General features: G+C 61.7%; 25 protein-coding genes and 1 pseudogene. 9 read left to right on the top strand and 17 right to left on the bottom strand.

What is annotated here, in order from left to right:
- Positions 1 to 9 precede the first annotated feature (9 nt).
- From IB264_RS04555 to IB264_RS04545, 3 genes are all read right to left on the bottom strand, one after another.
- On the bottom strand, positions 10 to 1,302 hold the full coding sequence (locus IB264_RS04555; RefSeq protein WP_025426607.1) for a DNA polymerase IV: 1,293 nt from the start codon (positions 1,300 to 1,302) through the stop codon (positions 10 to 12).
- Positions 1,303 to 1,464: 162 nt separating this feature from the next.
- Entirely contained in the window at positions 1,465 to 2,106 is a 642-nt protein-coding gene (locus IB264_RS04550; RefSeq protein ID WP_081788849.1) for a hypothetical protein, read from the bottom strand.
- 2 nt (positions 2,107 to 2,108) lie between these two features.
- Complete coding sequence (locus IB264_RS04545) at positions 2,109 to 2,381, bottom strand: DUF3572 domain-containing protein (protein WP_025426609.1); 273 nt, start codon at positions 2,379 to 2,381, stop codon at positions 2,109 to 2,111.
- A gap of 156 nt (positions 2,382 to 2,537) precedes the next feature.
- On the opposite strand from IB264_RS04545, the gene IB264_RS04540 reads away from it, so the two are divergent.
- On the top strand, positions 2,538 to 2,909 hold the full coding sequence (locus tag IB264_RS04540) for a response regulator (protein WP_025426610.1): 372 nt from the start codon (positions 2,538 to 2,540) through the stop codon (positions 2,907 to 2,909).
- Between the two features lie 17 nt (positions 2,910 to 2,926).
- A complete protein-coding gene (locus tag IB264_RS04535) occupies positions 2,927 to 4,294 on the top strand; it encodes a PleD family two-component system response regulator (RefSeq protein WP_025426611.1) in 1,368 nt (455 codons plus the stop codon).
- Between the two features lie 543 nt (positions 4,295 to 4,837).
- Here the strand turns inward: IB264_RS04535 and rpmG are convergent.
- The 10 genes and pseudogenes from rpmG to IB264_RS04485 all read right to left on the bottom strand — a co-directional run bounded on the left by rpmG (position 4,838) and on the right by IB264_RS04485 (position 16,916).
- Complete coding sequence (gene rpmG, locus IB264_RS04530) at positions 4,838 to 5,005, bottom strand: 50S ribosomal protein L33 (protein ID WP_007626161.1); 168 nt, start codon at positions 5,003 to 5,005, stop codon at positions 4,838 to 4,840.
- A gap of 93 nt (positions 5,006 to 5,098) precedes the next feature.
- Positions 5,099 to 6,283: an MFS transporter gene (locus IB264_RS04525; RefSeq protein ID WP_025426612.1), complete on the bottom strand. Its 1,185-nt coding sequence runs from the start codon at positions 6,281 to 6,283 to the stop codon at positions 5,099 to 5,101.
- A gap of 13 nt (positions 6,284 to 6,296) precedes the next feature.
- Positions 6,297 to 7,001 (bottom strand): NUDIX hydrolase, encoded by a 705-nt coding sequence (locus tag IB264_RS04520; protein ID WP_025426613.1) that lies wholly within the window; start codon positions 6,999 to 7,001, stop codon positions 6,297 to 6,299.
- Positions 6,998 to 7,459, bottom strand: a complete 462-nt coding sequence (locus IB264_RS04515) for a DUF983 domain-containing protein (RefSeq protein ID WP_107027590.1) — start codon at positions 7,457 to 7,459, stop codon at positions 6,998 to 7,000. The genes IB264_RS04520 and IB264_RS04515 overlap by 4 nt, the downstream gene beginning before the upstream one ends.
- A 141-nt stretch (positions 7,460 to 7,600) precedes the next feature.
- Entirely contained in the window at positions 7,601 to 9,970 is a 2,370-nt protein-coding gene (gene rnr, locus IB264_RS04510; protein WP_025426615.1) for a ribonuclease R, read from the bottom strand.
- A 2-nt stretch (positions 9,971 to 9,972) separates the two neighbouring features.
- Positions 9,973 to 12,642 carry a type I DNA topoisomerase gene (gene topA / locus IB264_RS04505; RefSeq protein WP_025426616.1) on the bottom strand — a complete coding sequence of 890 codons (2,670 nt, stop codon included), beginning with the start codon at positions 12,640 to 12,642 and terminating at the stop codon, positions 9,973 to 9,975.
- Positions 12,643 to 12,908: 266 nt separating this feature from the next.
- A pseudogene (gene dprA / locus IB264_RS04500) lies at positions 12,909 to 14,047 on the bottom strand (DNA-processing protein DprA).
- A complete protein-coding gene (gene plsY / locus IB264_RS04495) occupies positions 14,047 to 14,658 on the bottom strand; it encodes a glycerol-3-phosphate 1-O-acyltransferase PlsY (protein WP_025426617.1) in 612 nt (203 codons plus the stop codon). The pseudogene dprA and the gene plsY overlap by 1 nt, the downstream one beginning before the upstream one ends.
- Before the next feature lie 27 nt (positions 14,659 to 14,685).
- A complete protein-coding gene (locus IB264_RS04490) occupies positions 14,686 to 15,978 on the bottom strand; it encodes a dihydroorotase (protein ID WP_025426618.1) in 1,293 nt (430 codons plus the stop codon).
- On the bottom strand, positions 15,975 to 16,916 hold the full coding sequence (locus tag IB264_RS04485) for an aspartate carbamoyltransferase catalytic subunit (protein WP_025426619.1): 942 nt from the start codon (positions 16,914 to 16,916) through the stop codon (positions 15,975 to 15,977). Before IB264_RS04485 ends, IB264_RS04490 begins: the two co-directional genes overlap by 4 nt.
- A 157-nt stretch (positions 16,917 to 17,073) precedes the next feature.
- Between IB264_RS04485 and IB264_RS04480 the strand changes: the two genes are divergently transcribed.
- Entirely contained in the window at positions 17,074 to 18,726 is a 1,653-nt protein-coding gene (locus tag IB264_RS04480; protein WP_025426620.1) for an acyl-CoA dehydrogenase family protein, read from the top strand.
- Here the strand turns inward: IB264_RS04480 and IB264_RS04475 are convergent.
- The gene (locus tag IB264_RS04475) at positions 18,708 to 19,643 is read right to left on the bottom strand and encodes an AEC family transporter (protein ID WP_025426621.1); all 936 of its coding nucleotides are present in this window, start codon (positions 19,641 to 19,643) and stop codon (positions 18,708 to 18,710) included. The genes IB264_RS04480 and IB264_RS04475 overlap by 19 nt on opposite strands.
- A 239-nt stretch (positions 19,644 to 19,882) precedes the next feature.
- Here IB264_RS04475 and IB264_RS04470 point away from each other — a divergent pair, with 239 nt between their 5' ends.
- The gene (locus IB264_RS04470) at positions 19,883 to 20,038 is read left to right on the top strand and encodes a hypothetical protein (RefSeq protein WP_156407888.1); all 156 of its coding nucleotides are present in this window, start codon (positions 19,883 to 19,885) and stop codon (positions 20,036 to 20,038) included.
- Complete coding sequence (locus IB264_RS04465) at positions 20,035 to 20,379, top strand: DUF6105 family protein (RefSeq protein WP_025426622.1); 345 nt, start codon at positions 20,035 to 20,037, stop codon at positions 20,377 to 20,379. Before IB264_RS04470 ends, IB264_RS04465 begins: the two co-directional genes overlap by 4 nt.
- Here IB264_RS04465 and ruvX read toward each other — a convergent pair.
- Entirely contained in the window at positions 20,322 to 20,810 is a 489-nt protein-coding gene (gene ruvX, locus IB264_RS04460; RefSeq protein ID WP_025426623.1) for a Holliday junction resolvase RuvX, read from the bottom strand. The two genes, IB264_RS04465 and ruvX, sit on opposite strands and share 58 nt — an antisense overlap.
- A gap of 82 nt (positions 20,811 to 20,892) precedes the next feature.
- Here ruvX and IB264_RS04455 point away from each other — a divergent pair, with 82 nt between their 5' ends.
- The 4 genes from IB264_RS04455 to IB264_RS04440 all read left to right on the top strand — a co-directional run bounded on the left by IB264_RS04455 (position 20,893) and on the right by IB264_RS04440 (position 24,178).
- Positions 20,893 to 21,597 carry a metal-dependent hydrolase gene (locus IB264_RS04455; protein ID WP_025426624.1) on the top strand — a complete coding sequence of 235 codons (705 nt, stop codon included), beginning with the start codon at positions 20,893 to 20,895 and terminating at the stop codon, positions 21,595 to 21,597.
- 110 nt (positions 21,598 to 21,707) lie between these two features.
- Positions 21,708 to 21,995, top strand: a complete 288-nt coding sequence (gene gatC, locus IB264_RS04450; protein WP_025426625.1) for an Asp-tRNA(Asn)/Glu-tRNA(Gln) amidotransferase subunit GatC — start codon at positions 21,708 to 21,710, stop codon at positions 21,993 to 21,995.
- A 70-nt stretch (positions 21,996 to 22,065) separates the two neighbouring features.
- A complete protein-coding gene (gene gatA, locus IB264_RS04445) occupies positions 22,066 to 23,547 on the top strand; it encodes an Asp-tRNA(Asn)/Glu-tRNA(Gln) amidotransferase subunit GatA (protein ID WP_025426626.1) in 1,482 nt (493 codons plus the stop codon).
- Between the two features lie 127 nt (positions 23,548 to 23,674).
- Entirely contained in the window at positions 23,675 to 24,178 is a 504-nt protein-coding gene (locus tag IB264_RS04440; RefSeq protein ID WP_025426627.1) for a GNAT family N-acetyltransferase, read from the top strand.
- A gap of 89 nt (positions 24,179 to 24,267) precedes the next feature.
- Here the strand turns inward: IB264_RS04440 and IB264_RS04435 are convergent, their stop codons facing one another.
- Together IB264_RS04435 and IB264_RS04430 are read right to left on the bottom strand one after the other, a co-directional pair.
- Complete coding sequence (locus tag IB264_RS04435) at positions 24,268 to 24,522, bottom strand: YjhX family toxin (RefSeq protein WP_025426628.1); 255 nt, start codon at positions 24,520 to 24,522, stop codon at positions 24,268 to 24,270.
- A 173-nt stretch (positions 24,523 to 24,695) separates the two neighbouring features.
- Positions 24,696 to 25,007: a DUF1294 domain-containing protein gene (locus IB264_RS04430; protein ID WP_025426629.1), complete on the bottom strand. Its 312-nt coding sequence runs from the start codon at positions 25,005 to 25,007 to the stop codon at positions 24,696 to 24,698.
- Positions 25,008 to 25,130 lie beyond the last annotated feature (123 nt).

Below are 25,130 nucleotides of genomic sequence, written 5' to 3'. Positions count from 1 at the left end.
GATAACGCACTAGTGATCGCGCTTGCGGCTGCCAAAGGTGTAGCCGGTTTCGACGCTGGCCTTGCCGAACTTGTCGCGCAGCTTGTTGATGGCGTCCTCGGCGGCGGCACGACGGGTTGCGGCTGGATCGACCAGATCGGGGGGATCTGCGAGATCGGGGCTGGAAAGATCGCTGACTCCGATGCCGATCAGCCGGTACTTCGTGCCGTCAACTTCCTTCTCCAGAAGCTGCAGCCCGGTGCGGAAGATACGGTCTGCGAGCCGCGTCGGACTGTCGAGGCGGCGGTTGCGAGTCCTGGTCTTGAAGTCGGCAGTCTTCAGCTTCAAAACGACGGTCTGGCCGGCGAGTTCGGATTTACGCAGGCGGTGGGCGACCTGTTCGCTCAGCCGACGCAGATGCGTGACGAGATCGTCGTAGCGGGCGAGATCGTCGTTGAATGTCGTCTCTGACGATACGCTTTTCGCCTCGCCGTCGATCTCGACCGTTCTTTCGTCGAGGCCGCGCGACAGGCGGTAGAGCCTCTGGCCCATGGTGCCGTAGCGGCGCATGAGGTCGGCTTCCTCCATCGTCTGAAGCTGACCGATCGTGCGAATGCCATCGCGCTCCAGCGTGGCGGCGAACGCCTTGCCGACGCCCCAGATCAAGGTCACCGGCCTTTCTCTCAGGAATTCGAGCGCCTCGGCCTGGCCGATTACCGAGAAGCCGCGAGGCTTCTGCAGATCGGAGGCAACCTTGGCGAGGAACTTGCAGTAGGAAAGGCCGACGGAGACGGTAATGCCGATCTCCTGTTCGACACGGCGGGCAAAGCGGGCGAGGGTGCGCGCGGGGGGATCGTGGTGCAGCCGTTGGGTGCCGCTGAGCTCCAGGAAGGCCTCATCGATGGAGAGCGGCTGCACCAGCGGTGTCAGTTCCTGCATCAACGTGCGGACCTCGCGGCCGACGCGAACGTATTTTTCCATGTCGGGCTTGATCACGACCGCCTGCGGGCAGGCCTCAAGCGCCTTAAACATCGGCATTGCCGAGCGCACGCCGTGAATGCGGGCGATGTAACAAGCCGTCGAGACGACGCCGCGCTTGCCGCCGCCGATAATCACTGGCTTGTCGGCAAGCTCCGGATTGTCCCGCTTCTCGACGGAGGCGTAAAACGCATCACAGTCGATATGGGCTAGAGTCAGGTCGTAGAGCTCGGCATGACGCAACAGACGGGGGCTGCCGCAGGCAAGGCAGCGTCGCGCCGTCGCGGTCTGTTCCCTGAGGCAGTCACGGCAGAAGCCTGGAGTTTGAGAACCACTGTCGAGCATATCTGGAACAAATGTTGAACATTGGGACTTTACGCTCTACGCTAACGAGTCTCAAGGGAGGCCGCGTTGGAAATTGCCTTGCATGTCAGGTTGCCGACGCCAAGCCGCTGGTCGGATTTTGCGCGTCGTCTTGCAGGTCTCGATCTGCTGGTCCGGGTGCCGCTATCGCTGGAAATGCGCGCGAATGGCATTCGCAGCGTCGACCCAGTCGCTAGCAATGTGAACGCAGTCCGCCGGTTGAGGCGCGAGCGCCCGAAACTCGGCGTTCGCCATCAGATTGATCAGCAGGCAGGATGGCGCGTGCTCCTGCACCGATTGCAGGTTGCGCGCGATATCGTCGATGAAAACAACGGGAAGCGCCCGTCCGGCATGCAGGCGCTGAACGATCGGCCCTTTGGGTTCCTCGGATGCGAGCAGTGGATAGGGAAGATCGAGCCGGTCGAGCAGAGCACGACGCGCGGCCGCATGGCGCGGTGGCATGGCCGTCAGGAAGACGATGTCAGCCTGCTTGGACAATTCACGGAGAGTCTCGACAACGCCGGCAGTCGGCGTCTGCCAGCGATCCTGCGTGGCGTAGAAGGCATCGAGCATGTCCTTGACGTCAGCCTCGCTCGCTGCCCGCTCCGTTGCGCGATGGATGATGTTGCCGGTCAGCCGGAAGGAGCGCGGCAAGAGGACGTGGTCGCGGCTTTCGAGAAAGGACCGGAATGGATCCAGGAATTCGAGCACGACTTCATCGATGTCGCTGATAACAAGCGGGCGGTTGCTAAGGCGGATTTCATCTTCGAAGACGGTGTTGCTCAAGCTCAGCTGTCCTGCAGATCGGCGGCGCCGGAAAGCTTCTCATGCGCACGCACGACATCCTGCGGGGCTGTCCCTGTTGCATCGCAGAAAGCGATCAACGTTGGTTCGTGGTCCATAAGAAAGGCGATGAGCCCACCCATGCAGCCCGGCTCGCCGATCGCGTTGCGCAGGGAGGACGGGTCCGTGCCGGTCAGCGCCAGAAATCGGGACAGCAGGTCCGGCTCGCCGGCAAGCCAGGAGAGAATGTCGATGGCGATTTCGTCGGCGCTCTTCAATGTCTTGGCCTCCTACTGTTTTTACGCCCGGAATTACCTATTTTTCAACCAAATAGGTTTATCGGTGAACTTGAGGAAATGGGTCGAGTCGTTGGTTCTGCAACTTAGATGTCTTGAGAAGACTTGCAAGAAGACGACGGACAGCAAGGGATCGACATGCCCAAACAGGTAATGATTGTTGAGGATAACGAGCTGAACATGAAGCTCTTCCGAGACCTGATTGAGGCTTCCGGCTACGCGACGATCCAGACGCGCAACGGTATGGAGGCGCTCGAGCTGGCGCGGAAGTATCGCCCCGATCTGATTTTGATGGACATTCAGCTGCCGGAGGTCTCCGGGCTCGAAGTCACGAAGTGGTTGAAGGAAGACGATGAGTTGCACGTCATCCCGGTGATCGCCGTGACTGCCTTCGCCATGAAGGGCGACGAGGAACGTATCCGTCAGGGCGGATGCGAAGCCTATGTTTCAAAACCGATTTCTGTGCCAAAGTTTATTGAGACGATCAAGACCTACCTTGGCGATGCCTAACTGGCGGGAAAATTGATATGACTGCGCGCATTCTTGTTGTCGATGACGTGCCTGCCAACGTTAAGCTTCTCGAAGCGCGTCTGCTCGCTGAGTATTTCGATGTGCTGACGGCGGGTGATGGCCATACGGCGCTGACGCTCTGCGAGACGACACCGGTCGACCTGGTGCTTCTCGACATCATGATGCCCGGCATCGACGGCTTCGAGGTCTGCGAACGTCTGAAGGCCAATGCACGCACAGCACATATTCCCGTCGTCATGGTGACGGCACTCGACCAGCCGTCCGATCGGGTTCGCGGGTTAAAGGCCGGCGCCGACGATTTCTTGACGAAGCCGGTCAACGATCTTCAGTTGATGTCGCGGGTGAAGAGCCTCGTCCGCCTGAAGAACGTCAGCGACGAATTGCGGCTGCGGGCCCAGACGGCGCAGACTATCGGCCTGCAGGAACTGGCCCGTCAGGACCGTCCGGACGAGCCGGGCAATATCCTCCTGGTCGATGGCCGCGGCTCCTCTCAGGAGCGGCTGCAGCGCACGCTCAAGCCGATTGCCGATGTCTCTGTTATCTCCGACCCGCAGGCGGCGCTGTTCGAGGCGGCCGAGAACAATTTCGACCTCGTCATCGTCAACGCCAACTTCGACGATTACGATCCCTTGCGATTGTGCTCGCAGTTGCGATCGCTGGAGCGCACACGTTTCATTCCGATCCTGCTGATCACGGAGCAGGGCAATGACGAGATGATCGTGCGTGCGCTCGATCTCGGTATTACCGACTACATCATCCGGCCGGTTGATCCCAATGAGCTTGTTGCCCGCTCGTTGACCCAGATCAGGCGCAAGCATTGCAACGACATGCTGAGAAAGAGCGTGCAGCAGACGATCGAGCTGGCGGTCACCGATGGCCTGACAGGGCTGCACAACCGCCGCTATCTCGACAATCATCTGAAGCTGCTGCTCGATCGTGCGGGAGCACGCGGTCGCCCGTTGTCGATCTGCATGACCGACATCGATCGGTTCAAGCAGGTCAACGACACCTATGGTCACGATGTTGGTGATGAGGTGTTGCGCGAATTTGCCAACCGCATCCGCTCCACCGTCCGCGGCGCCGATCTGGCCTGCCGCTTTGGCGGCGAAGAGTTCGTCGTGGTCATGCCCGACACACCGCCGGAGATGGCGGCCGCCGTTGCCGAGCGGTTGCGGCATATCATCGAGAGTCAGCCATTCTCGATACCGCATGCGGACGGCGCGCTGGTCATCACCGCGTCCATGGGCATTGCCGGCCTGAAACTGGAAGGCGACACGACAGAAGCTTTGCTGAAGCGCGCAGATATGGCGCTCTACCAGGCGAAGAACGAGGGTCGCAACAGAGTGGTGGCGGCTGCAGCCTGACGGAAAGAACCGAGCCTGTCACCACCTGCTGGTGGCTTGATGAAATTCCGGATCCCTCTTGCGATATGCCTTTAAAGTTGTATTCTCCGCCGCAACGATGCTACCGAGGGGTTTGGTAGCGGCGGCGCGCAAGCATTTACATGTGCCGATGTGATACGGAATTAACCATGCGCCGAGCGACACCGCTTCGCGCATTAAGAATTCATTGATTTTTTTCTATTTTCAGGTGATGCTGATAAATGCGGGGGCATAGCTTCCATCAGCTTCGGTTACCCCATGATGCTCAGGTCCGCCGCATCTCCTGGGTCGTGGGGTCGGTCGGTTGGCTTTTGACACCTGCGGAATCCTCGTGCCGCGGTCAGTAGCCAGCCGACCCCCATTCAAAGCGCTGTTCCGGAAGGGACAGCGCTTTTTGATTCTTGCCTGTGCGCACACGCAGGCGGGACGGCCTCCGAACAGTCGGCGGCCGCTTCTTGGCGCACCAACGGAAAGGGGCGCCAAACCTTGCGGTTGGCGCCCCTTGATCCCACGAAACGTCAGATCTTACTTGATCTTGGTTTCCTTGAACTCGACGTGCTTTCTGGCGACCGGATCATACTTGGTCTTGGTCATCTTGTCCGTCATCGTACGGCTGTTCTTGGTCGTGACGTAGAAGAAACCCGTGTCGGCTGTCGACAGCAACTTGATCTTGATGGTGGTGGCTTTTGCCATGGTCGTCCTGCCTTTATGAAATTGAAAGCCGTGGACAACCGGTTGCGGGCCACGGGCAAGGTTGGCGCGAAACTACAAATCGCGGCCGAAAAGTCAAGACCGTTTTGGATTCAAAACGATCCTTACAACCGAAAGCGCGACGTAAAGGCCGAAAAACCCGGCAATCGCCCAGGCAAAACCGTTGTTGCCAGCCACATCCATCGATGCGCCGATCACCTGCGGCCCGGCCACCGTGCCGACCGCATAGGAGAAAACGAACGCCGCATTGGCCGCGGCAAGGTCGGAGCCCTGCAGGCGCGAGCCGAGATGGCTGAGGCCGACCGTGTAGAGACCAGAGACGCAGCCCCCCCAGAACAACAGAATGATCGCCATCAGGAACCAGCTTTCCACCAGCATCGGCAGACAGAGGGCGCCAATGAGGCCGATAACGGTCATGGCCGTCAGCAATGTGCGCTTATCCTTGATCTGGTCTGACAGCATGCCGAGCGGAATCTGGAAGATGAAATTGCCGATGCCCATCACGGTCAGCAGCAGCGCCGCCTGTGATTCGGTGAACCCCGATCGTGTCCCGTAGACCGTAAAGAGCGACAACCCGCCCGATTCGACCGCGCCGAAGATGAAGACGGCGGCGGTCGCGGTCGGCACCAGGAAGATGTAGCGCATGAAATGGCGGTCGGGCTTTTCGTCGATGACAGGGCTCTCGTCCCGCGCGAGGAAGATTGGCACGGCCGCGAGCAGAATGACACCGGCGCCGACCACGAAGGGCAAGACACCCTCGCTGCCGAGGATCGAGAAGAGCAGCGGCCCGCTCAGGAAGCCGAGGGATAGAACCGTGCCGTAGATGCCGAGGACGAAGCCCCGTTTCGCTGGCGGGGCGGTGGCGTTGATCCAGAATTCGGAGAGGATGAAGAGTACGGTAATGGCGCCATGGAAGACGACCCGCAGCGGAAACCAGAGCCAGAAGTTGGTAATGTAGTAAAAGCCGAAGGCGCTGATTGCGGCGAGCAGGACGGCCCAGAGCATCGTCGGCGCAACACCGTGGCGATGGGCGAATTTGGTCGTGAAGGAAGCCGCGACCATGGAGGCCACGCCGGCCATCGCCGAATTGAGACCAATCAGCGTCGACGAGATGCCGCGGTTCTCCATGATGCTCGAAAGCAGCGGTAGGCCGAGGCCGATGGCGATGCCGACGGCGCTGATGGCGGAGACCGCCGCGATCAGCGACGGCCAGTGAATTTCCTCAACCGGTGCTGGGCACCCGGGCGTCGGCTGTGACATGCGACGGTGGTCCTTAGAGAAGCGTGCGGATGAGCCGCCCACGGCGCGCGAAATAGAAGGGCACGGAGCGCTCATAGGGTAGCGTCGGGTCCGTGTTAAGGCCGCTTCTCAAATCCGAAAGGATGATTGCGGTTATCTCCGGTATCCGGAGCGAGGGGAGGTCGTTGACATCGATCCACTGCAAATCCTGGAGCTCCCGGCTTTCCAGAACCCGTGATGTATCGACTTCGGCTTCGTCCGCGAAGATCGCGAAGAAGCGTGTATCGAACCGCCTCGAGTGTCCCGGAGGAGTAATGGCCCGAGCCATATAGCGCAAGTTTGCGAGATCTGGAAGAAAGGGCAGTGGCGCTTCCGCCTTTGCATGCGGCGTGCCCAAGGGAACACCGGCTTCCTCGTAGAGTTCTCGGAGCGCCGCCAGCGCCAGTGCTCTTGCACGAGAGTCGCTTACGGGTGCCCCCCGGACGCTTTTCAGCGCCTGCAGGACGGCGGGGTTGAGATCACTGGAGAACGCGAGGCGATGGTCGGTCGGGTCTCGGCGCCCGCCGGGAAAGACATAGAGATCGGGCATGAAGACATGCGCACTGCTGCGCCGGCCCATCAGCACGCGTACGCCGTCGCCGGAGCGGTCGAGCAGCATGATCGACGCTGCGTCACGCGGCCTTGCGCGCCGCTCAGGCGTGTCGGGGGCCAAGGTGACGCTTTCGCGTCCTGACGTCATGCGGAGGGATCTCGCACAGGCAGGACGTCCTCGGGCGTGTCCTCCTGTCCACCGAAGCCGTGCATCCTCAGCGCCCATTGCAGGCCGATGACAGCGCCCTTGATCGGCTGCAGCAGCGCAAGCGAACTGATCAGCGTAATCGGCGTCCAGATGGCAAGGTGCTGCCACGTCGTCAGCGGCAGGATCAAGTCGGTCATCATGTAGCCGCCAAGCACCAGATGGCCGACGATGGTGACGACGATATAGGGTGGAAAGTCGTCGGCGCGCTGGTGGTCCATACGCTCGCCGCAGGCCGCGCAGGCATCGACGGCTTTGACATAGCTGCGGAAGAGCTTGCCGCTGCCACAGGCCGGGCACGTGCCGAAAAAGCCGCGACGCATGGATCGACCGACGGGACGTTCATCGGCTGCATGACCACCGAGGTGAAGCGTTTCCTTGTCCGTTGCCATCATCTGCATTCTCTCCTTGTCGAAGCCGCCGGCCACATGTCGTGGCCTAAAGCGCATCGCGATCTTTCAGATCCGCTTGCTGCGCTTTAAGCTCTTGTTTTTGCGCATGCTGTCATCGCAAAAGCGATGAACACTTTTGCGCGACATGCTCTAGCGCTTTCCGCGCGGCGGTCGTGTACCCGGCGTCTTGCGCGGGCTCGAGCGATCACGACGCCCCGATTTGTGGAAGGAGCGCGTGGCGGTCGGCATTTTCCGTCCTTCGCTGATCATCTCGAAGCGAAGCGCGCCGGCAAGCGGTACGGCTTCGACCAATTTGACCTGCACCTGATCGCCGAGACGAAAGCCGAGACCGGTCTTTTCGCCGGAAAGGGCCTGATGCGCTTCATCATAGATGAAGTAGTCTCGTCCGAGCGTAGATATAGGTACGAACCCGTTGGCGCCATAGGCCGGCAGGGTGACAAAAAGTCCCGCCTTGGTGACGCCGGCAACACGGCCTTCGAATTCCTCGCCGATGCGGCCGTTCAGATGATGGGCGATCAGCCGGTCGACAGTATCGCGCTCGGCGGCCATGGCCCGGCGCTCGAAGGTCGAGATCTCAGCGGCGATATCGTCGAGCACCGCCTCTTCCTGCGGCGTGAGACCGCCTTCGCCAAGACCGAGCGAGGCGACCAGCGCTCGGTGCACGATCAGATCGGCGTAGCGCCGGATCGGCGAAGTGAAATGCGCATATTTCAACAGGTTGAGGCCGAAATGGCCGATGTTCTCAGGGCTGTAGATCGCCTGGCTCTGGGAGCGCAGCACCATCTCGTTGACCATGGTTTCGAACGGCTTGCCTTCGGCCTTGGACAGGATGCCGTTGAAGTGGTTCGAGCGCATGTTGCCGCCCTTGACCAGCGCGATGTCGAGCGTGGCCAGGAACTCGCGCAGGCTCTCCTGCTTGGCCAGCGACGGCTGGTCGTGCACCCGGTAGATCAGCACCTGGCGCTTCTGCTCGAGCGTCTCGGCGGCGGCGACGTTCGCCTGGATCATCATTTCTTCGATCAGCTTGTGCGCGTCGAGGCGGTCCGGCACGAAGACGCGATCGACGGTGCCGTCGGGCTTCAAGATGATCTTGCGCTCGGGCATGTTCAACTCGAGCGGCTGGCGGCGGTCACGACCGCGCGTGAGCGTGCGATAGGCCTCCCACAGCGGCTTCAGGATCGTGTCGAGGATCGGGCCGGTCTTGTCGTCGGGATTGCCGTCAATGGCGGCCTGGGCCTGCTGGTAGGAAAGCTTGGCCGCGCTCTTCATCATGATGCGATGGAAGGTGTGGCCCGCCTTGCGGCCCTCCTTGGAAAAGCGCATGCGCACGGCGAGCGCCGGCCGGTCGACGCCTTCCTTGAGCGAGCAGAGGTCGTTGGAGATCCGCTCCGGCAGCATCGGAACGACTCGGTCCGGGAAATAGACCGAGTTGCCGCGCTTCAACGCTTCGAGGTCAAGTGCCGATTTCGGCCGGACGTACCAGGAGACGTCGGCAATCGCGACGGTGACGATGACGCCGCCCGGATTGTCCTCCGACGGGTCCGGCTCCGCGTGAACAGCATCGTCGTGGTCCTTCGCATCGGCCGGGTCGATGGTGATCAGCGGCAGCGAGCGCCAGTCTTCCCGATGCGCCATGGTGGCCGGGCCGGCGTCTTCCGCTTCGTTCAGAGCGCGTTCCGGAAAGACGTGCGGGATGCCGTGGGCATAGATGGCGATCATCGAGATCGCCTTTTCCGAAGCGACCGAACCGACGACGTTTTGAACCTGAGCGCGCGGCAGGCCGTAGCGGCCAAGGCGCGTCAGTTGGACTTCGATGAGATCGCCGTCCTTGGCGTCGCCGACGAAGTCCGGATCAACAAGGATTTCCTCGCCGCGCTTTTCGATCGGCATCAGGCGCCCGCCGCCACCCGGCGTGGCGCGGAAGACGCCGAGGACGGCGTCCCGGCGCTTGTCGAGCACCTTGATGATGCGTGCGGTATAGGCTGGGCCGCCACGGTCCTTGGCCGGGAAGATCTTTGCAAGCACGCGGTCGCCGAGGCCGCCGACCGGCGTCTTGCCCTTGTCCTTGCCGACAGTCGACTGCTTGATCAGCACTGCCGGTGCGACGCCATCGTCATCCAGCCATTCGGCCGGGCGGCCGATCAGTTCGCCGTCAACGTCGCGCATGGTGATATCGAGCACGGTAACCGGGGGAAGGGCGCCCGGACGCACGAGCGACTTGCGCTTCTTCTCGACCAGCCCGTCTGCTTCCAACGAACGCAGCAGCGCCTTGAGTTCGACGCGCGTGTCGCCCTTGAGACCGAATGCTTTGGCAATTTCTCGCTTGGAGGCGCGTTCCGGATTCTCGGCGATGAAGCGCATCAGCACATCGCGCGGGGGAACCGCACCGTGGATGATCGAGGTTTTCTCCGACGCCGGCGCGGCCTTTGCCGCGCGGCCCTCTTTCCTGCCGGAGCCTTTTCCGGATCTTTCGGTCGGGTCGCGCGGTATTCTGGTCAAGGTCAGTCCTTCTTGGCCTTCGCGGCCGTCTTTGGTTTTGCCTTGGCAGGCGCCTTGGCCTTGGTCGTCTTCTTGGTGGCGCCGTCTGTCGCAGCCTTGGAAGACTTCGTCGTCTTTGCCTTCGTCGCCTTGCCCTTGCCGGTGCCGCTCTTGGCTGCACGCTCGGCAATGAGGGCGAGCGCCTCTTCGACCGTTACCGATTGCGGATCCTTGCCTTGCGGCAAGGTCGCGTTGATCTTGCCCCAGTTGACATAGGGCCCGTAGCGGCCGTCGCGGACGGTGATTGCGCCGCCTTCCGTATGGTCGCCCAGTTCCTTCAGCGCGACCGCGGCGCCACGGCCACGACCGGCACCGGCCTTGGATTGCTTGTCGGCAATCACGGAAACGGCGCGGTTCAGACCGATCGAGAAGACGTCTTCGATCGATTCGAGGTTCGCATAGGTGCCGTCATGCAGCACGAAGGGTCCGTAGCGGCCAAGACCCGACGAGATCATCTTGCCGGTTTCGGGGTGCGCGCCGATATCGCGCGGCAGCGAGAGCAGGGCGACGGCCTTCTCATGGTCGATGGAGGATGGCGTCCAGCCCTTGGGCAGGCTCGAACGCTTGGCTTCCTTGCCGTCGCCGCGCTGGACATAGGGACCGAAACGGCCGCTGCGCAGCGTGATTTCCTCGCCGGTGTGCGGATCCTTGCCGAGCGCCTGCGGCTCGTTCGAGACCGAAGCCTCGGCATCGCTGTTGCCGTCGGACGAAAGCTGGCGGGTGAAGTTGCACTCGGGGTAGTTCGAGCAGCCGACGAAGGCGCCGTACTTGCCGAGTTTCAGCGACAGCTTGCCGGTGCCGCAAACCTGGCAGATGCGCGGATCGCTGCCGTCTTCGCGCTTGGGGAACACCAGCGGTGCCAGTTCCTCGTTCAGCGCGTCGAGCACGTTGGTTACGCGCAGTTCCTTGGTTTCCTCGATCTGCGCGAAGAAATCCTTCCAGAAGTCGCGAAGAACGTCCTTCCAGTTGACCTCGCCAGCCGAGACCTGGTCGAGCTTTTCTTCGAGCGACGCCGTGAAGTCGTACCCGACGTAGCGCGTGAAGAAGCTTTCGAGAAACGCCGTGACGAGCCGTCCCTTGGCCTGGGGCACGAGCTTGCGCTTGTCGTTGGTGATGTAGTCGCGGTCGAGCAGCGTCGTTACCGTCGCGGCATAGGTCGATGGACGGCCGATGCCGAGCTCTTCCATCTTCTTGATCAGCGTTGCTTCCGAGTAGCGCGGCGGCGGCTCGGTGAAATGCTGCGAAGCATTGATCTTCTGCTTTGCCAGGCTTTCGCGCGCGTTGATCTCCGGCAGGCGACCATCTTCGTCGCCGTCATCGGTCTGCTCGCCGTCTTCCTTGGCGTCCGTATAGGCGGCGATGAAGCCGTCGAAACGAATGACCGAACCGGTGGCGCGCAGGCCAGCCTTGTTGCCACCGTTATCGGCGGTAATCTCGGCGGTCGTACGTTCGATCTCGGCAGACGCCATCTGGCTGGCGATGCCGCGCTTCCAGACAAGATCGTAAAGCTTCAGCATATCGCCGTCGAGGAAGCGGCGGACCTGGTCGGGCGTCCGGTTGAAGTCGGTCGGGCGAATGGCCTCGTGCGCTTCCTGGGCGTTTTTCGCCTTGGTAGAGTAGAGGCGTGGCTTTTCCGGCAGGTAGCGGTTGCCGAACTGGCTGCCGATCGCCTCACGTGCGGCCTCGATCGATTCGGGCGCCATCTGCACACCGTCGGTACGCATGTAGGTGATCAGACCGACGGTTTCGCCGCCGATATCAACACCTTCATAGAGCTTCTGCGCAACCTGCATGGTGCGGGAGGCGGAGAAGCCGAGCTTCGATGACGCAGCCTGCTGTAGCGTCGAAGTGGTGAATGGCGGCGAGGGGTTCCGCTTGACCGGCTTTGCCTCGATGCTGTCGACGACATAGGTTGCGCCATCGAGCAGGGTCTTTAGCCGGTTGGCTTCCTCGCCGTTGCCGACCGCACGTGGAGCCAGTCGCTTTCCGTCCGCCGAAACGAGCCGTGCCTCGAACTCGTCACCGCGCGGCGTCTTCAAGAGCGCCGACAGGTTCCAGTATTCTTCGGAGATGAACCGTTCGATTTCCGCTTCGCGATCGCAGACCAGCCGCAGCGTGACGGACTGAACGCGGCCGGCAGAGCGGGCGCCGGGGAGCTTACGCCAAAGTACCGGCGACAGGTTGAAGCCGACGAGATAGTCGAGTGCACGGCGCGCCAGATACGCATCAACAAGCGGAATATCGAGGTCACGCGGATGGGCGATCGCGTCAAGCACGGCCTTCTTGGTGATGGCGTTGAAGGCCACACGCTTGACCGGCTTGTCACCCAACACCTTTTTCTTCCTGAGAAGATCGAGCACATGCCAGGAGATCGCTTCGCCTTCGCGATCCGGGTCGGTCGCGAGGATGAGGCCGTCCGCTGCCTTCACGGCATCGGCAATATCCTTCATGCGTTTGGCCGACGCGGCGTCGACCTCCCAGGACATCTCAAAATCTTCGTCAGGACGAACCGAGCCGTCCTTGGCAGGCAGATCCCGCACATGGCCGAACGAGGCAAGAACCTTGTAGCCTGGGCCGAGGTACTTGTTGATCGTCTTTGCCTTCGAAGGCGATTCCACCACTACAACATTCATCGTCATTTTTCTGAGACAACCGGGTTTGGTCCTGCGTCAGCGCGGTTTGCACTGAGCATCGCCGAATATCGATGCCCCGAAATGGACAGGGATTCGAGCGGGGTCAAGGGGTTTCATTCAAAATAGCGACAGGGCTGCGTTATGCAGCCATTGCGAGAATAGATAATTATATCTCTTTCCGATTGAGTCGCTCGTGTTTTCTTCGTATCTGCGAATGTGCTTTTGTGTTGCCGGTTGCCGACTGGATCGTGCGCAAACAAGAAGTTTTATTGCTCCGCATTGAGCGACACCAGTCCGCCAGCATGGCGGCTGAGGCGTCCGGCAAGGTCAAGCTCGAGCAGCACGAGGTAGACTTCCGCTGCAGGCTGTCCAGTGTGGCGGATGACATCGTCGATTTCGGCCGGTGTCGGGCCGAGCGCGTCGATGATCGTTGCCCGGTCGCCGTCAGCGAGCGGCACCGGCTGTCTCGACGGGGCTGCATGGCCGGGCTCTTCGGCCCCTGCCGCCAAGGGCAGCCTGTATTGGCTGAGAGGCGCAAGGGCGTCGAGAACATCGTCCGACGTCGTCGTGACGATCGCGCCCTGTTTGAGCAGATCATTGGTTCCGTGGCAGCGTGGGTCGAGCGGCGAGCCGGGAACGGCAAATACCAGTCGGCCGAAATCGGCGGCGTAGCGGGCCGTGATCAGTGAGCCCGAGCGGTTGGCTGCCTCGACGATCGCCACGCCGAGACTGATGCCGGCGATCAGACGGTTGCGCCTCGGGAAATCGCGAGCCCGCGGCTCCCAGCCGAACGGCATTTCGCTCACGGCCAGGCCCTGGCCTGACATGATATCGTTGAGCAGCCCGACATTTTCCGGTGGATAGGGTCGGTCGATACCGCCCGCAAGCACCGCGATCGTTCCGCTTTCCAGGCTTGCTCGATGGGCGGCGGTGTCGATGCCGCGCGCCAGCCCTGACGTGATCACATAACCGGCACGACCGGCATCGCGCGCGATCATCGCTGCGAACTTGGCACCGCTGACCGAGGCGTTGCGCGAGCCGACGATGCCGAGAGACGATCGTGCCGCGGCGTCGAGGTTGCCTTTGACCGCCAGAAGCGGTGGAGCGCCATCGATCTGGCGAAGGGCGAAAGGATAATTTGGTTCGCCGATACCGACGAAGGTCGCGCCGAAGCGGTGCGCTATTTCGAGCTCCCGTTCCGCTTCGGCGATAGTGGCGACGCGGAACGTCCGCGCCGCGATAGTTCGGGCAAGGCGTCAAGTGCGGCGTCAGCCGTGCCGAAGTGATTGATGAGATCGCGGAACGTTACGGGGCCGACATTATCGCTGCGGATCAGCCGCAGCCAGGAAATCTTCTGTCGTTCGGTCAGTGCAACTCCGGTTCGCTTTGCACTGACGTTCAACATTATCCCTTGTCTCCGATCCTGCTTTCGGTGCCCGCGATGAGCCGCTGGATATTGGCGCGATGTTTCACCCATGTAATCAGGGTCATGACCGCAAACAGCAGGGCGACTTTCTCGTGTCCTGTCAGGTAGAGTACAACCGGAATGACTGCAGTTGCAACCAGCGCCGATAGCGAAGAGTAACGGCTAATTTTCGCCATCGCCAGCCAGATCGCCGCAAAGACGAGAACCATCCAGGGCACGAGGCCCAGCAGCACGCCGATATAGGTAGCGACGCCCTTGCCGCCCTTGAAGCCGAGCCAGACCGGGTAGAGATGGCCGAGGAAGGCGGCAAGACCTGCGGCGATACCGGCTTCGACACCCCAAAGCGATGCGATAGCGGCTGCCGCCGTGCCTTTCAGGGCGTCAAGCAGCAGGGTTGCCGCGGCAAGCTTCTTGTTGCCGGTTCGCAGGACATTGGTGGCGCCGATATTGCCCGAGCCGATCTTGCGAACGTCACCGAGGCCGGCCATGCGGGTCAGGATCAGCCCGAAGGGGATCGAGCCGAGCAGATAGCCGAAGGCAAGGCTCAAGGCTGTCGAAGGCAGTCCAAGCTGCCAGGAAAAAAGATCCACCGATTCCTCCCGCGCGACTGCTGTCGCTTATGCCGAATGCACAAGCTTGCCGGCAACATAGGTTTGCACAACCCGTCCGGTAAAGCGCGCATTTTCGAATGGCGTGTTCTTCGATCGTGAAACGATCGCTTCCTTGTAGAGGACCCAAGGCTCTTCGAGATCGATGACGGTGATGTCGGCCTTGGCACCCGGCTTCAGCGAGCCGGCATCAAGCCCGAAGATCGCCGCCGGACGCGTCGACATCGCGTCGATGAGGCGCATCAGCGGAACCTGGCCGCTGTTATGCAGGCGAAGCGCTGCGGCTAGCATCGTCTCGAGCCCGATCGCGCCATTTTCCGCGTCGGAGAAGGGCAGGCGCTTGGTGTCGACATCCTGCGGATCATGCGAGGAAACGATGATGTCGATGGTGCCGTTGGCAAGAGCTTCCGCCATCGCGACGCGGTCGTCCTCGCGGCGCAGCGGCGGCGAGAGCTTGAAGAAGGTCCGGTATTCACCGATGTCGTTCTCGTTGAGCGTCAGATGGTTGATAGAGATGCCGCAGGTGACGTTGGCGCCGCGGTTGCGGGCGGTCAGAACGGCTTCGGCGGATTCGGGAACCGAGATGTTGGCGGCGTGGTAGGCGGCCTTGGTGAGGCCGGCGATACGCAGGTCGCGCTCGAGCGGGATGATTTCCGCCTCGCGCGGCACACCGGCAAGACCGAGCCAGCTGGCAAGCAGGCCCTCGTTCATCACGCCGTTGGCGCCGAGATACTTGTCGCGCGTTTCGAGCGCGATCACCGCGCCGAACTCGCGGGCATAGGTCATGGCGCGGCGCAGCATCAGCGTATCGTGAATCGCCTTGCGTCCGTTGGTGAAGCAGACCGCACCTGCCTCCCGCAGCAGACCGAACTCGGTCATCTCTTCGCCGGCGAGACCCTTGGTCATCGCGGCCGCCGGATAGACATTGACGAGCGCCTTGTCGCGGGCCGTCTTCTGCATGAATTCGACAAGCGCGATGTCGTCGATGACAGGATCCGTGTCCGGCATCGAAATGAAGGAGGTCACACCGCCGACGGCTGCTGCGCGCGAGGCCGATTCGATCGTTTCGCGGTGCTCGGCGCCCGGCTCGCCGACGAAGACGCGCGCGTCGACGAGGCCCGGAACGGCCGTTAGTCCGTCGCAATCCTTGACGAAGGCGCCAACAGGCGTTCCCTGATTGAGGGCATCCTTGCCTGCGGCCAGGATACGGCCATCATCACCGACGATGATCGTGCCGGTTTCGTCGAGGTTGCGGGACGGATCGACGATGCGAAGGTTCCTAAGAACGAGCGGTCTGGTCATACGCGCGGCCCCTGGTTCTGCGAAAGAAGAAGCGTTTCCATCACCGCCATGCGCACGGCGACACCCATTTCAACCTGCTGCTCGATTACGCTCTGCGGCCCATCGGCGATTTCGGACGCGATCTCGACGCCGCGGTTCATTGGGCCCGGGTGCATGACGAGCGCGTCGTCCTTGGCTGCCTTGAGCTTTTCGGCATCGAGGCCGTAGTAGTGGAAATATTCGCGCACCGAAGGCACGAAGGAGCCGGCCATGCGCTCGCGCTGCAGGCGCAGCATCATCACCACATCTGCATCCTTCAGTCCCTCGGCCATCGAGTGGTAGACCTCAACGCCCATGTCGGCGATCCCAGAGGGAAGCAGCGTTGCCGGTGCGACGACCCGCACCCTCGCGCCCATCTGGTTGAGCAGAAGGATGTTGGAGCGGGCGACACGCGAATGCAGCACGTCGCCGCAGATCGCCACGATGATGCGCGAGAGCTTGCCCTTGATGCGGCGGATCGTCAGTGCATCGAGCAGGGCCTGGGTCGGATGTTCGTGCTGGCCATCGCCGGCATTGACCACGGAGCAGGAAACCTTGTGGGCCAGAAGTGCGGCCGCACCCGCGGACGAATGGCGCACGACCAGCACGTCGGGGTGCATGGCGTTGAGCGTCATCGCCGTATCGATCAGCGTTTCGCCCTTTTTCACCGACGAGTTGCCGACCGACATGTTCATCACGTCGGCGCCGAGCCGTTTGCCCGCTAGCTCGAAGGAGGATTGCGTCCTGGTGGACGCTTCAAAGAAGAGATTGATCTGCGTCATCCCTCGAAGGGTGGACGTCTTCTTCTCTCTCTGACGGGAGATCTTGACGGCTTCATCGGCACGATCGAGCAGGTAGGTGATATCCTGCTCCGTAAGACCTTTGATGCCGAGCAGGTGGCGATGCGGGAAAGTGGTCATGGGCCGCCCTTGCGCTCTGGAATGTGGCTCGCTCTATAAGACGTGACCCCCGGCACGGCAAGCGTTGCGCGGGCCCTTCCGCAGAAAACTTGGGTGCGGCATCCTATCTTTCCCTGGCCCCGTTTCGTGGTCGGCAAAGTTGCGCTAGAACCGGCCCATGAATCAGATGAACCGGACCGAACAGAAACTCGCCGAGCTGAACCAGCCCAAGCCCTGGTCCGGCATCAATGCCTATCGTTCCGATCCGCTGGTCGTGGACATCACGTCGGGCATGCCGAAGGCCCTGCGCGACGAGTTCGGTACGCTCGGGCGCTACGTGACCTCGCCGGAGGCGCAGGAACTCGCGCGCATGGCGAACGAAGGCGTACCGAAGCTGAAGACGCATGGCCCACGCGGCGAGCGCCTCGATGTCGTCGAGTTCCATCCGGCCTGGCATGCGCTGATGCGACGCTCCATGACCTCGGGCCTGCACGCATCCGCCTGGGAGAACCTGCCTGACGAGCGCAATCAGTCGCACAAGACGCGGGCGATCCGTTTCTACCTGACGGCCCAGCTGGAATGCGGCCATCTTTGCCCGCTGACGATGACAAGTGCATCGCTTGCCGCGATCACCGCCTCGCCCGCCGTGCAGAAGGAATGGGCGCCGAAGATCCTGTCGCGCAAATACGATTCGTCCAACAAGCCGTGGATGCAGAAGTCTGCCGTTACCGTCGGCATGGGCATGACGGAAAAGCAGGGCGGCACCGATGTGCGCGCCAACACTTCGACCGCAGAGCGTGTCGGCGAGGGTATCTACCGCCTGAACGGCCACAAGTGGTTCATGTCGGCGCCGATGAGCGACGCCTTCGTCATGCTGGCGCAGACCCGCGACGGGCTCGGCTGCTTCCTTGTACCGAGGCTGCTTGAAGACGGGAGCGCCAACGGCCTGCGCTTCCAACGCCTGAAGGACAAGCTCGGCAACCGCTCCAACGCATCCTCCGAAGTCGAGTTTTCCGACACATTCGGTTTCGTGCTCGGCGCGCCCGATGCCGGTATCCGCACTATTCTCGACATGGTGACGCTGACGCGTCTCGATTGCGCGCTGGCGTCCGCCGGCATCATGCGGGCATCGCTCGCCGAGGCCGTCCACCACACGCGTGGCCGCAAGGTTTTCGGCAAGCCGCTCGTCGGCCAGCCGATGATGACCCGGGTCCTCGCCGATATGGCGCTCGACGTCGCCGCCGCCAGTGCCCTGTCGTTCCGCCTCGCCGATGCCTTCGACAAGGCGCACGGCAGTGCCGAAGAGGCGGCCTATGCGCGCATCATGACGCCGGTCGCAAAATACTGGTGCTGCAAGATCGCCCCGGCGCTGATCTATGAAGCGATGGAATGCCTCGGTGGCAACGGCTACGTCGAAGAGCGGGCGCTGGCGCGGCATTATCGCGAGGCGCCGGTCAACGCGATCTGGGAAGGCTCGGGCAACGTCATGGCGCTGGATGTGCTTCGCGTTCTGCTTAAGCGCAAGGATCTCTTCGAACAGCTGTTTGCCGTGCTGAGCCGCGATCTCGGGCCTGCCGGTCGCAAGACGATCGACGTGCTGCGTGCGGCGATGTCGCTCTGCGAGCGCGACGAAGGGGCCGCCCGCATGCTGGTCGAGCAACTGGCTCTGGCAGCGGCGGCTGCCGAACTCTATCGGCTCGGGGCCGGCCGCATCGCCGACGCCTTCCTCGAATCGCGCCTTGCCGCCGGCTGGCGGTCCACCTACGGCATGCTCGATTCGCGCTTCGATTCGGCCTACATCCTCGACCTGCTCTATCCGGCCGCCACATAGGCGGTCACCGACAGCACCAGCGGGATCGTGAAGAAGGAGACGACGGTCTGAACCGTCGCCACCGCCGCGTAGAGCTCTGCGTCGCCGCCCATCTGTTTGGCGAGCAGATAGCCGTTCATCGCGGTCGGAACGGCAGCGCCGAGCGCAATGACGCACAACGCATCGCCGCGGATGCCGAGCAGGAAGCTGGCACCCACCATGAACACCGGCATCATGATCAGCTTCAGGAAGACTGCCAACATCGCCGATCCACTCGGCTTCAGTGCGTCCGACACCCGCAATCCGGCACCGACCATAACGAGCCCGAGGCTGAGCGAGGCGCTTGCCAGCATGTCGATGGTCGTCATCACCGGCCCGTAGACAGTTATGCCCATCCGGTTGAACACGATGCCCAGCACCGATGCGACGATTAACGGATTGGTAGCGATCTTGGCAAAGAAACGCCGGAAATCCCGGTTGCCGCCCCCGAACCAAACCAGCACGCCGACGTTGTAGAGATTGATCGGGATGATCACGAGGGTCATCACCAGCGCCGTCAGCGTCAGCCCGATCGGTCCATAGAGTTTCTGTGCGATCGCCAGTGCCATGAAGCCGTTCCACCGCGTCGCCGTCTGGAAGACCGAGGTGAAGGAGGCGCCCGAAACCTCTCTGTTTCGAAACAGCGGCCAGAGGAAGAGGACAAAGATCGACATCAGGCTGACACTGCCGATCGTGGCGATCGCCGTGGCGTCCGCCTTCATGCCGGAAAAATCGGCCTGGGCCAGCGTGGAGAACAAGAGGGCGGGGAAGAGAATGTAATAGCCGAACTGTTCGAGGCCCAGCCAAAGGTTCTGATCGACCAGCGTCGTGCGTTTCAGCCATGCGCCGAGCAGCACCAGAAGGAAGATGGGAAGGATACTTTCAAAGACGATGATCATGACGGGGCCTGAGCGGGAGAGGAGCCCACCGTTACTGCATAATCCCTCGAGCCGGAATCAATTTAAGACGAAATCGCGCCGTGCGTTTCAAGCTTTGCAGCGCCTTGGCGGGTCGGGCTGGCTGCAGTCGGACAGGAGCCTGTGAAAATTAACCTTAACAAGTGGTTTACATTGCGTGACCGCCGGCGAGCGTGGACAGTGGTTGGGTAACGCAAAGAGATCCGGAAGGGAGCGGTTCGGTGAGAACTGGTCTTTTGATCATCATGATGATGTTTTTCGCCGGACTGGCGCTCGATATCGTGGTTCCCGCAATGGTTCTGCTTGCCTTGGTACTGGCAGACCGCGCGATCTATCCATTGTTCTATCGACGCATATCGGAAAGGGGGGCCGCATGAAGTGGTTTCTGATCCTGTGGGCATGCCCCGTCATGTTTTTGGCCGCCTGGTACGGCCTTTCCTACTACGACATGAGCTTCGGATTCTTCATGCTGACGCGCCAGACCCATGACCTGGTCTTCCAGGTCTACGGCAACGTGCTCGGCATTCCGCCGGAAAGCATTCCGCCGCTCGTCGCCCGCGCCATCATTGTCGACAGCTTCATCGTTTTCGGCATCATCGCCTTCCGCAAGCGTCGTGAGCTTGCAGTCTGGTATCGCCGCTGCTTTGGTGCAGTGGCCGCTCAGTCGGCCGAAGCGCCGTCCCTGGCAAGGGACGCCAGCCTGTCGAGCGCCCCTTGAAGAATGAAGGATGCGGCAGCCGAGTCGATGCGCTCGGCCCGCTTCTTGCGTGATACGTCCATTTCAATCAGCACCCGTTCGGCCGCGACGGTCGAAAGCCGCTCATCCCAGTAGACGAAGGGCAGGGGCGTCTTCTCGACCATGTTTCGCACGAAAGCGCGGGTCGCCTGACACCGGGGCCCTTCGCTGCCGTCCATGTTGACCGGCAGGCCGATGATAAGGGCCGCAACCCGTTCCTTCTCGGCCACTGCCAGAAGCGTCACCGCATCGATGCCGAATTTGACCCGCCGGATCACCTCGCGCGGCGTTGCGATCCGGCGTCCAAGGTCGGACACCGAGATGCCGATCGTCTTGGTGCCGAGATCGAGGCCGGCGATGGCCTGGTTGGGCTGAAGCTGGCTCGCGAGCTCTTCGATGGTCAGAATTGTCATTTGATTTGCCGATTCGATCTTTGCAGGTGTTCGATCCGTTCCATATAGCTGGTCCAAGGCGCAAATCATCTGGGAGAATGTCATGAAGATCAAATGGCTCGGCCATTCCGCTTTCCACATCGAAACGGCAACGTCGAAGATCCTGATCGATCCCTTCTTCACCGGCAACCCGGCCTTCCTCGACAGCGAGCGCAAGGAGGTGACGACCGGGCTCACCCATATTCTGCTGACGCACGGTCATGGCGATCATGTCGGCGACACCGTCGCAATCGCCAAGGAAACGGGAGCCGTGGTCGTTGCGAACTTCGATCTCTGCATGTGGCTTGGGCGCCAGGGCGTTTCGGCGATGGAGCCGGGCAACACCGGCGGCACCATTCATCTCGCCGGCTTTTCCGCCACTTTCGTCAATGCGCTGCATTCTTCGGCACAGATTACCGAAGACGGCGTTTCGCATTCGCTCGGCAGTGCTAACGGCCTCGTTCTGCATTTCGAGGATGAACCGACGCTCTACCATATGGGCGACACGGACATCTTTTCGGACATGGCTCTGGTAGAGGAATTGCACCAGCCGGAGATCGGCCTCGTTCCAATCGGCGACCGGTTCACCATGGGAGGCGCCGTGGCCGCACTTGCCTGCCAGCGCTATTTCAAGTTCTCGACCGCCATTCCCTGCCACTACGGATCCTTCCCGATCATCGATCAGACGCCGGAAAACTTCGTCGTCGGCATGGACAGCGCCTCGACCAAAGTGGCAACACCGGCCGTCGGTGGCGTAGTGACCGTCTGACGGCGAAGGCCGTCAGCACCGCGGCAGGCGAGCGATCGGGCGATTCCCCCGTTGCGCGCCTCGCCGCGCACCATTATAGCGGGGGAAAGTTCCAGATACCGGAGACGACCATGTCCGTAGACCTTGCCACCGTGAAGCGCGTCGCGCGCCTCGCCCGCATCGCCGTCAGTGAAGATGAAGCCACGCGAATGGTGGGCGAAATCAACGGCATCCTTGGTTTCGTCGAGCAACTCTCCGAAGTGAATGTCGATGGCGTAGAACCGATGACGTCGGTGACGCCGATGGACATGAAGAAGCGCCTTGACGTCGTGTCCGATGGCAGCAAGGCCGACGATATCGTTGCCAATGCTCCCAATACCGATCGCAACTTTTTCCTCGTCCCGAAGGTCGTCGAATAATCCGACCACCTGCCGCCCCGGCGTCCCTGATTGCGCCCGGCGTCCCTGATTGCGAAAGTCCGATTTCATCATGACCGAACTCACCAGCCTTACGATCGCCGAAGCCCGCACCAAGCTTGTCGCCAAGGAAATCACCGCCGTTGAACTGACCGACGCCTATATCGCGGCGATCGATTCCGCCAATGAAGCGATCAATGCCTATATCGCCGTCACGCCGGACAAGGCGCGCGAAATGGCCAAGGCATCGGACGCGCGCATCGCGGCCGGCAAGGCCGGCGCGCTCGAAGGCATTCCGCTGGGCATCAAGGATCTGTTCGGTACCGAAGGCGTGCACACGCAGGCCTGCAGCCACATTCTCGATGGTTTCGCCCCGCGCTACGAATCGACCGTGACCCAGAACCTCTGGAACGACGGCGCCGTGATGCTCGGCAAGCTCAACATGGACGAGTTCGCCATGGGCTCCTCCAACGAAACCTCTTACTACGGTGCCGTGAAGAACCCCTGGCGCGCCAAGGGCTCCAACCTCGATCTGGTCCCGGGCGGCTCGTCGGGCGGCTCGGCCGCTGCCGTCGCCGCGCATCTGTGCGCCGGTGCGACCGCAACCGATACCGGTGGCTCCATCCGTCAGCCGGCCGCCTTCACCGGCACCGTCGGCATCAAGCCGACCTATGGCCGCTGCTCGCGCTGGGGCGTCGTCGCCTTTGCGTCGTCGCTCGATCAGGCCGGCCCGATTGCCCGTGACGTGCGCGACGCCGCGATCCTTCTGAAGTCGATGGCAAGCGTCGACGCCAAGGACACGACCTCCGTCGATCTGCCGGTGCCGAACTACGAAGCTTCGATCGGACAGTCGATCAAGGGCATGAAGATCGGTATTCCGCGCGAATACCGGGTAGACGGCATGCCGGAAGAGATCGAAGCCCTGTGGCAGCAGGGTATCGCCTGGCTTAAGGATGCCGGTGCCGAGATCGTCGACATCACGCTTCCGCACACCAAATACGCGCTGCCGGCTTACTACATCGTCGCTCCGGCCGAAGCGTCTTCGAATCTTGCCCGCTACGATGGCGTCCGCTACGGCCTGCGCGTCGACGGCAAGGACATCGTCGACATGTACGAGAAGACCCGCGCAGCCGGCTTCGGCCAGGAGGTCAAGCGCCGCATCATGATCGGCACCTATGTGCTTTCTGCCGGCTATTACGACGCCTACTACCTGCGCGCCCAGAAGGTTCGCACGTTGATCAAGCGCGACTTTGAACTCGCTTTCCATGCGGGCGTCGACGCGATCCTGACGCCGGCGACACCGTCCTCCGCGTTCGGCATCGCCGACGAGGATCTCGCATCGGATCCGGTCAAGATGTACCTCAACGACATCTTTACGGTGACGGTCAACATGGCCGGCCTGCCGGGCATCGCCGTTCCCGGCGGCGTCGATCACAAGGGCCTGCCGCTTGGTCTGCAACTGATCGGCAAGCCGTTCGAGGAAGAGACCCTCTTCAAGACCGCCCATGTGATCGAGCAGGCAGCCGGTCGTTTCGCGCCCACCAAGTGGTGGTAAAACGCTAACGGCGCAGCACCGCAAGCGTGCTGCGCCGCGATCGCCGCGACTGGTGTGTCAGCCAGCGTCCTTGACGCGTCACACATGACGCGCGACGCTTCAGTGACGCGGAGAGGGGGGCCGCGCCATGCCCGTGATCCGTCATGCTCGAGAGGATGAGGTTGGTGCTCTCACGGCCGTAGGCCTTCGCGCCTGGGAAGGGGCGATTGTCGGCCTTGCCGATGTCGGTCGGATGAGGCGCCTGGCGGAGAACGCCTTTGGCGATTTTCTTGCCAATCATTGGCTCTCCGTTTCGCTGATCGAAGTTGATGGCCGGCCGCGTGGCTGGGCCGCTCGCGAGAACTTCGACGAGATGATCTCCGATCTGTGGATCGAGCCGGAAGCCCAGAGGCGGGGGCTCGGCGGTCGTCTGCTCGCCGACATTGAGCTTCGCATCTCAAACGACGGCTTCGACGCAGCGAAAACCAAGACGCACGCCAAGAACACAGCAGCCATCGGCTTCTTCCGCAAACACGGCTACGGGGTCACCTGGCTGTCGACCTCCTATGCGCCCAAGCTTGATCGCGATGTCGAGTACATCGGGCTGGGCAAGCCGCTTGCTGTTACCGATCTCGGCCTTTACGGCCGCTAGGTGATAAGAGATACGATCCCTAATCGCGGCATACCGTAAGGGCTGGAGAAAATGCCGGGCGATACCCGGCATCCTCATGGTTTCGCCGATCAGCGATTGTTGAGTTCCGACCGGACCAGGCGCAAGCCCCGCTCGGTGATGCGATAGGGTTTGCCGGCCGATGACGAGATCGCTTTCTTGCGCTTCAGCTTGCGGAAGAGTTCGAGGTCGAAGCCCGGATAGACCCATCCGTCGCGCGTGAAGCATCTGATGTCGATGATCGTCTTGTCGTCGCGGGTAATTTCGATACGGCCGCCTTGGGCCAAATGATGAAGAATGCGCTGCTCAGCGCGTGAGATATCCATATCTGAATGTTCCGGAATAGCGTTCGTGAGAACGCAGAAAAACGTTCCGCAAATCTTGGGAAAAGCGGGGTTACGTTTCCGGCCCGTGCGCGCAATCTATGAGAAAGCGGGCAGGGGCCCTTACCGGGACTCAGACGATGTGAACATCAAAACTCCATTCGAACGAACGCTTCCTAGAAGAGACCGACGAAAGCGTCAATATATCCGCTCGCAAAGATTGCGCAGGCAACCGCCACAATCATCTGGAACAGGACGATCAGAATGAGATGTGTTCGAAACGGCTCCTTGCGTGTCTTGTGCCTGAAGACCTGGCGACCGGCCATCGCACCGATGCTGCCGCCGAAAAATGCCGATTGCAGCAACGTCCGCTCGCTGATGCGGCGCCAGCCTGATCGCGCCGCGTGCTTGTCGTACCAGAATTGGCAGAAGCTCGTGATGTTGATCGCGACAAGGAAACACAGGAGACTGGCAGCGGTGAGGGCCATGTCCACCTTTTGCCATAGCGACCGCTAAGCGGCGGTTAAACCGTGCGCCACGTCATCGCGGGGCGGCTGATCGCGCCTAACAACTTGCACCATTGCGGCAATTGCTCTACCGAGAAACCAAGA

The sequence above is a fragment of the Ensifer sp. ENS11 genome, assembly GCF_014851895.1.
GTDB lineage: Bacteria > Pseudomonadota > Alphaproteobacteria > Rhizobiales > Rhizobiaceae > Ensifer > Ensifer canadensis.
This window is presented reverse-complemented; position numbering and strand designations above follow the sequence as displayed.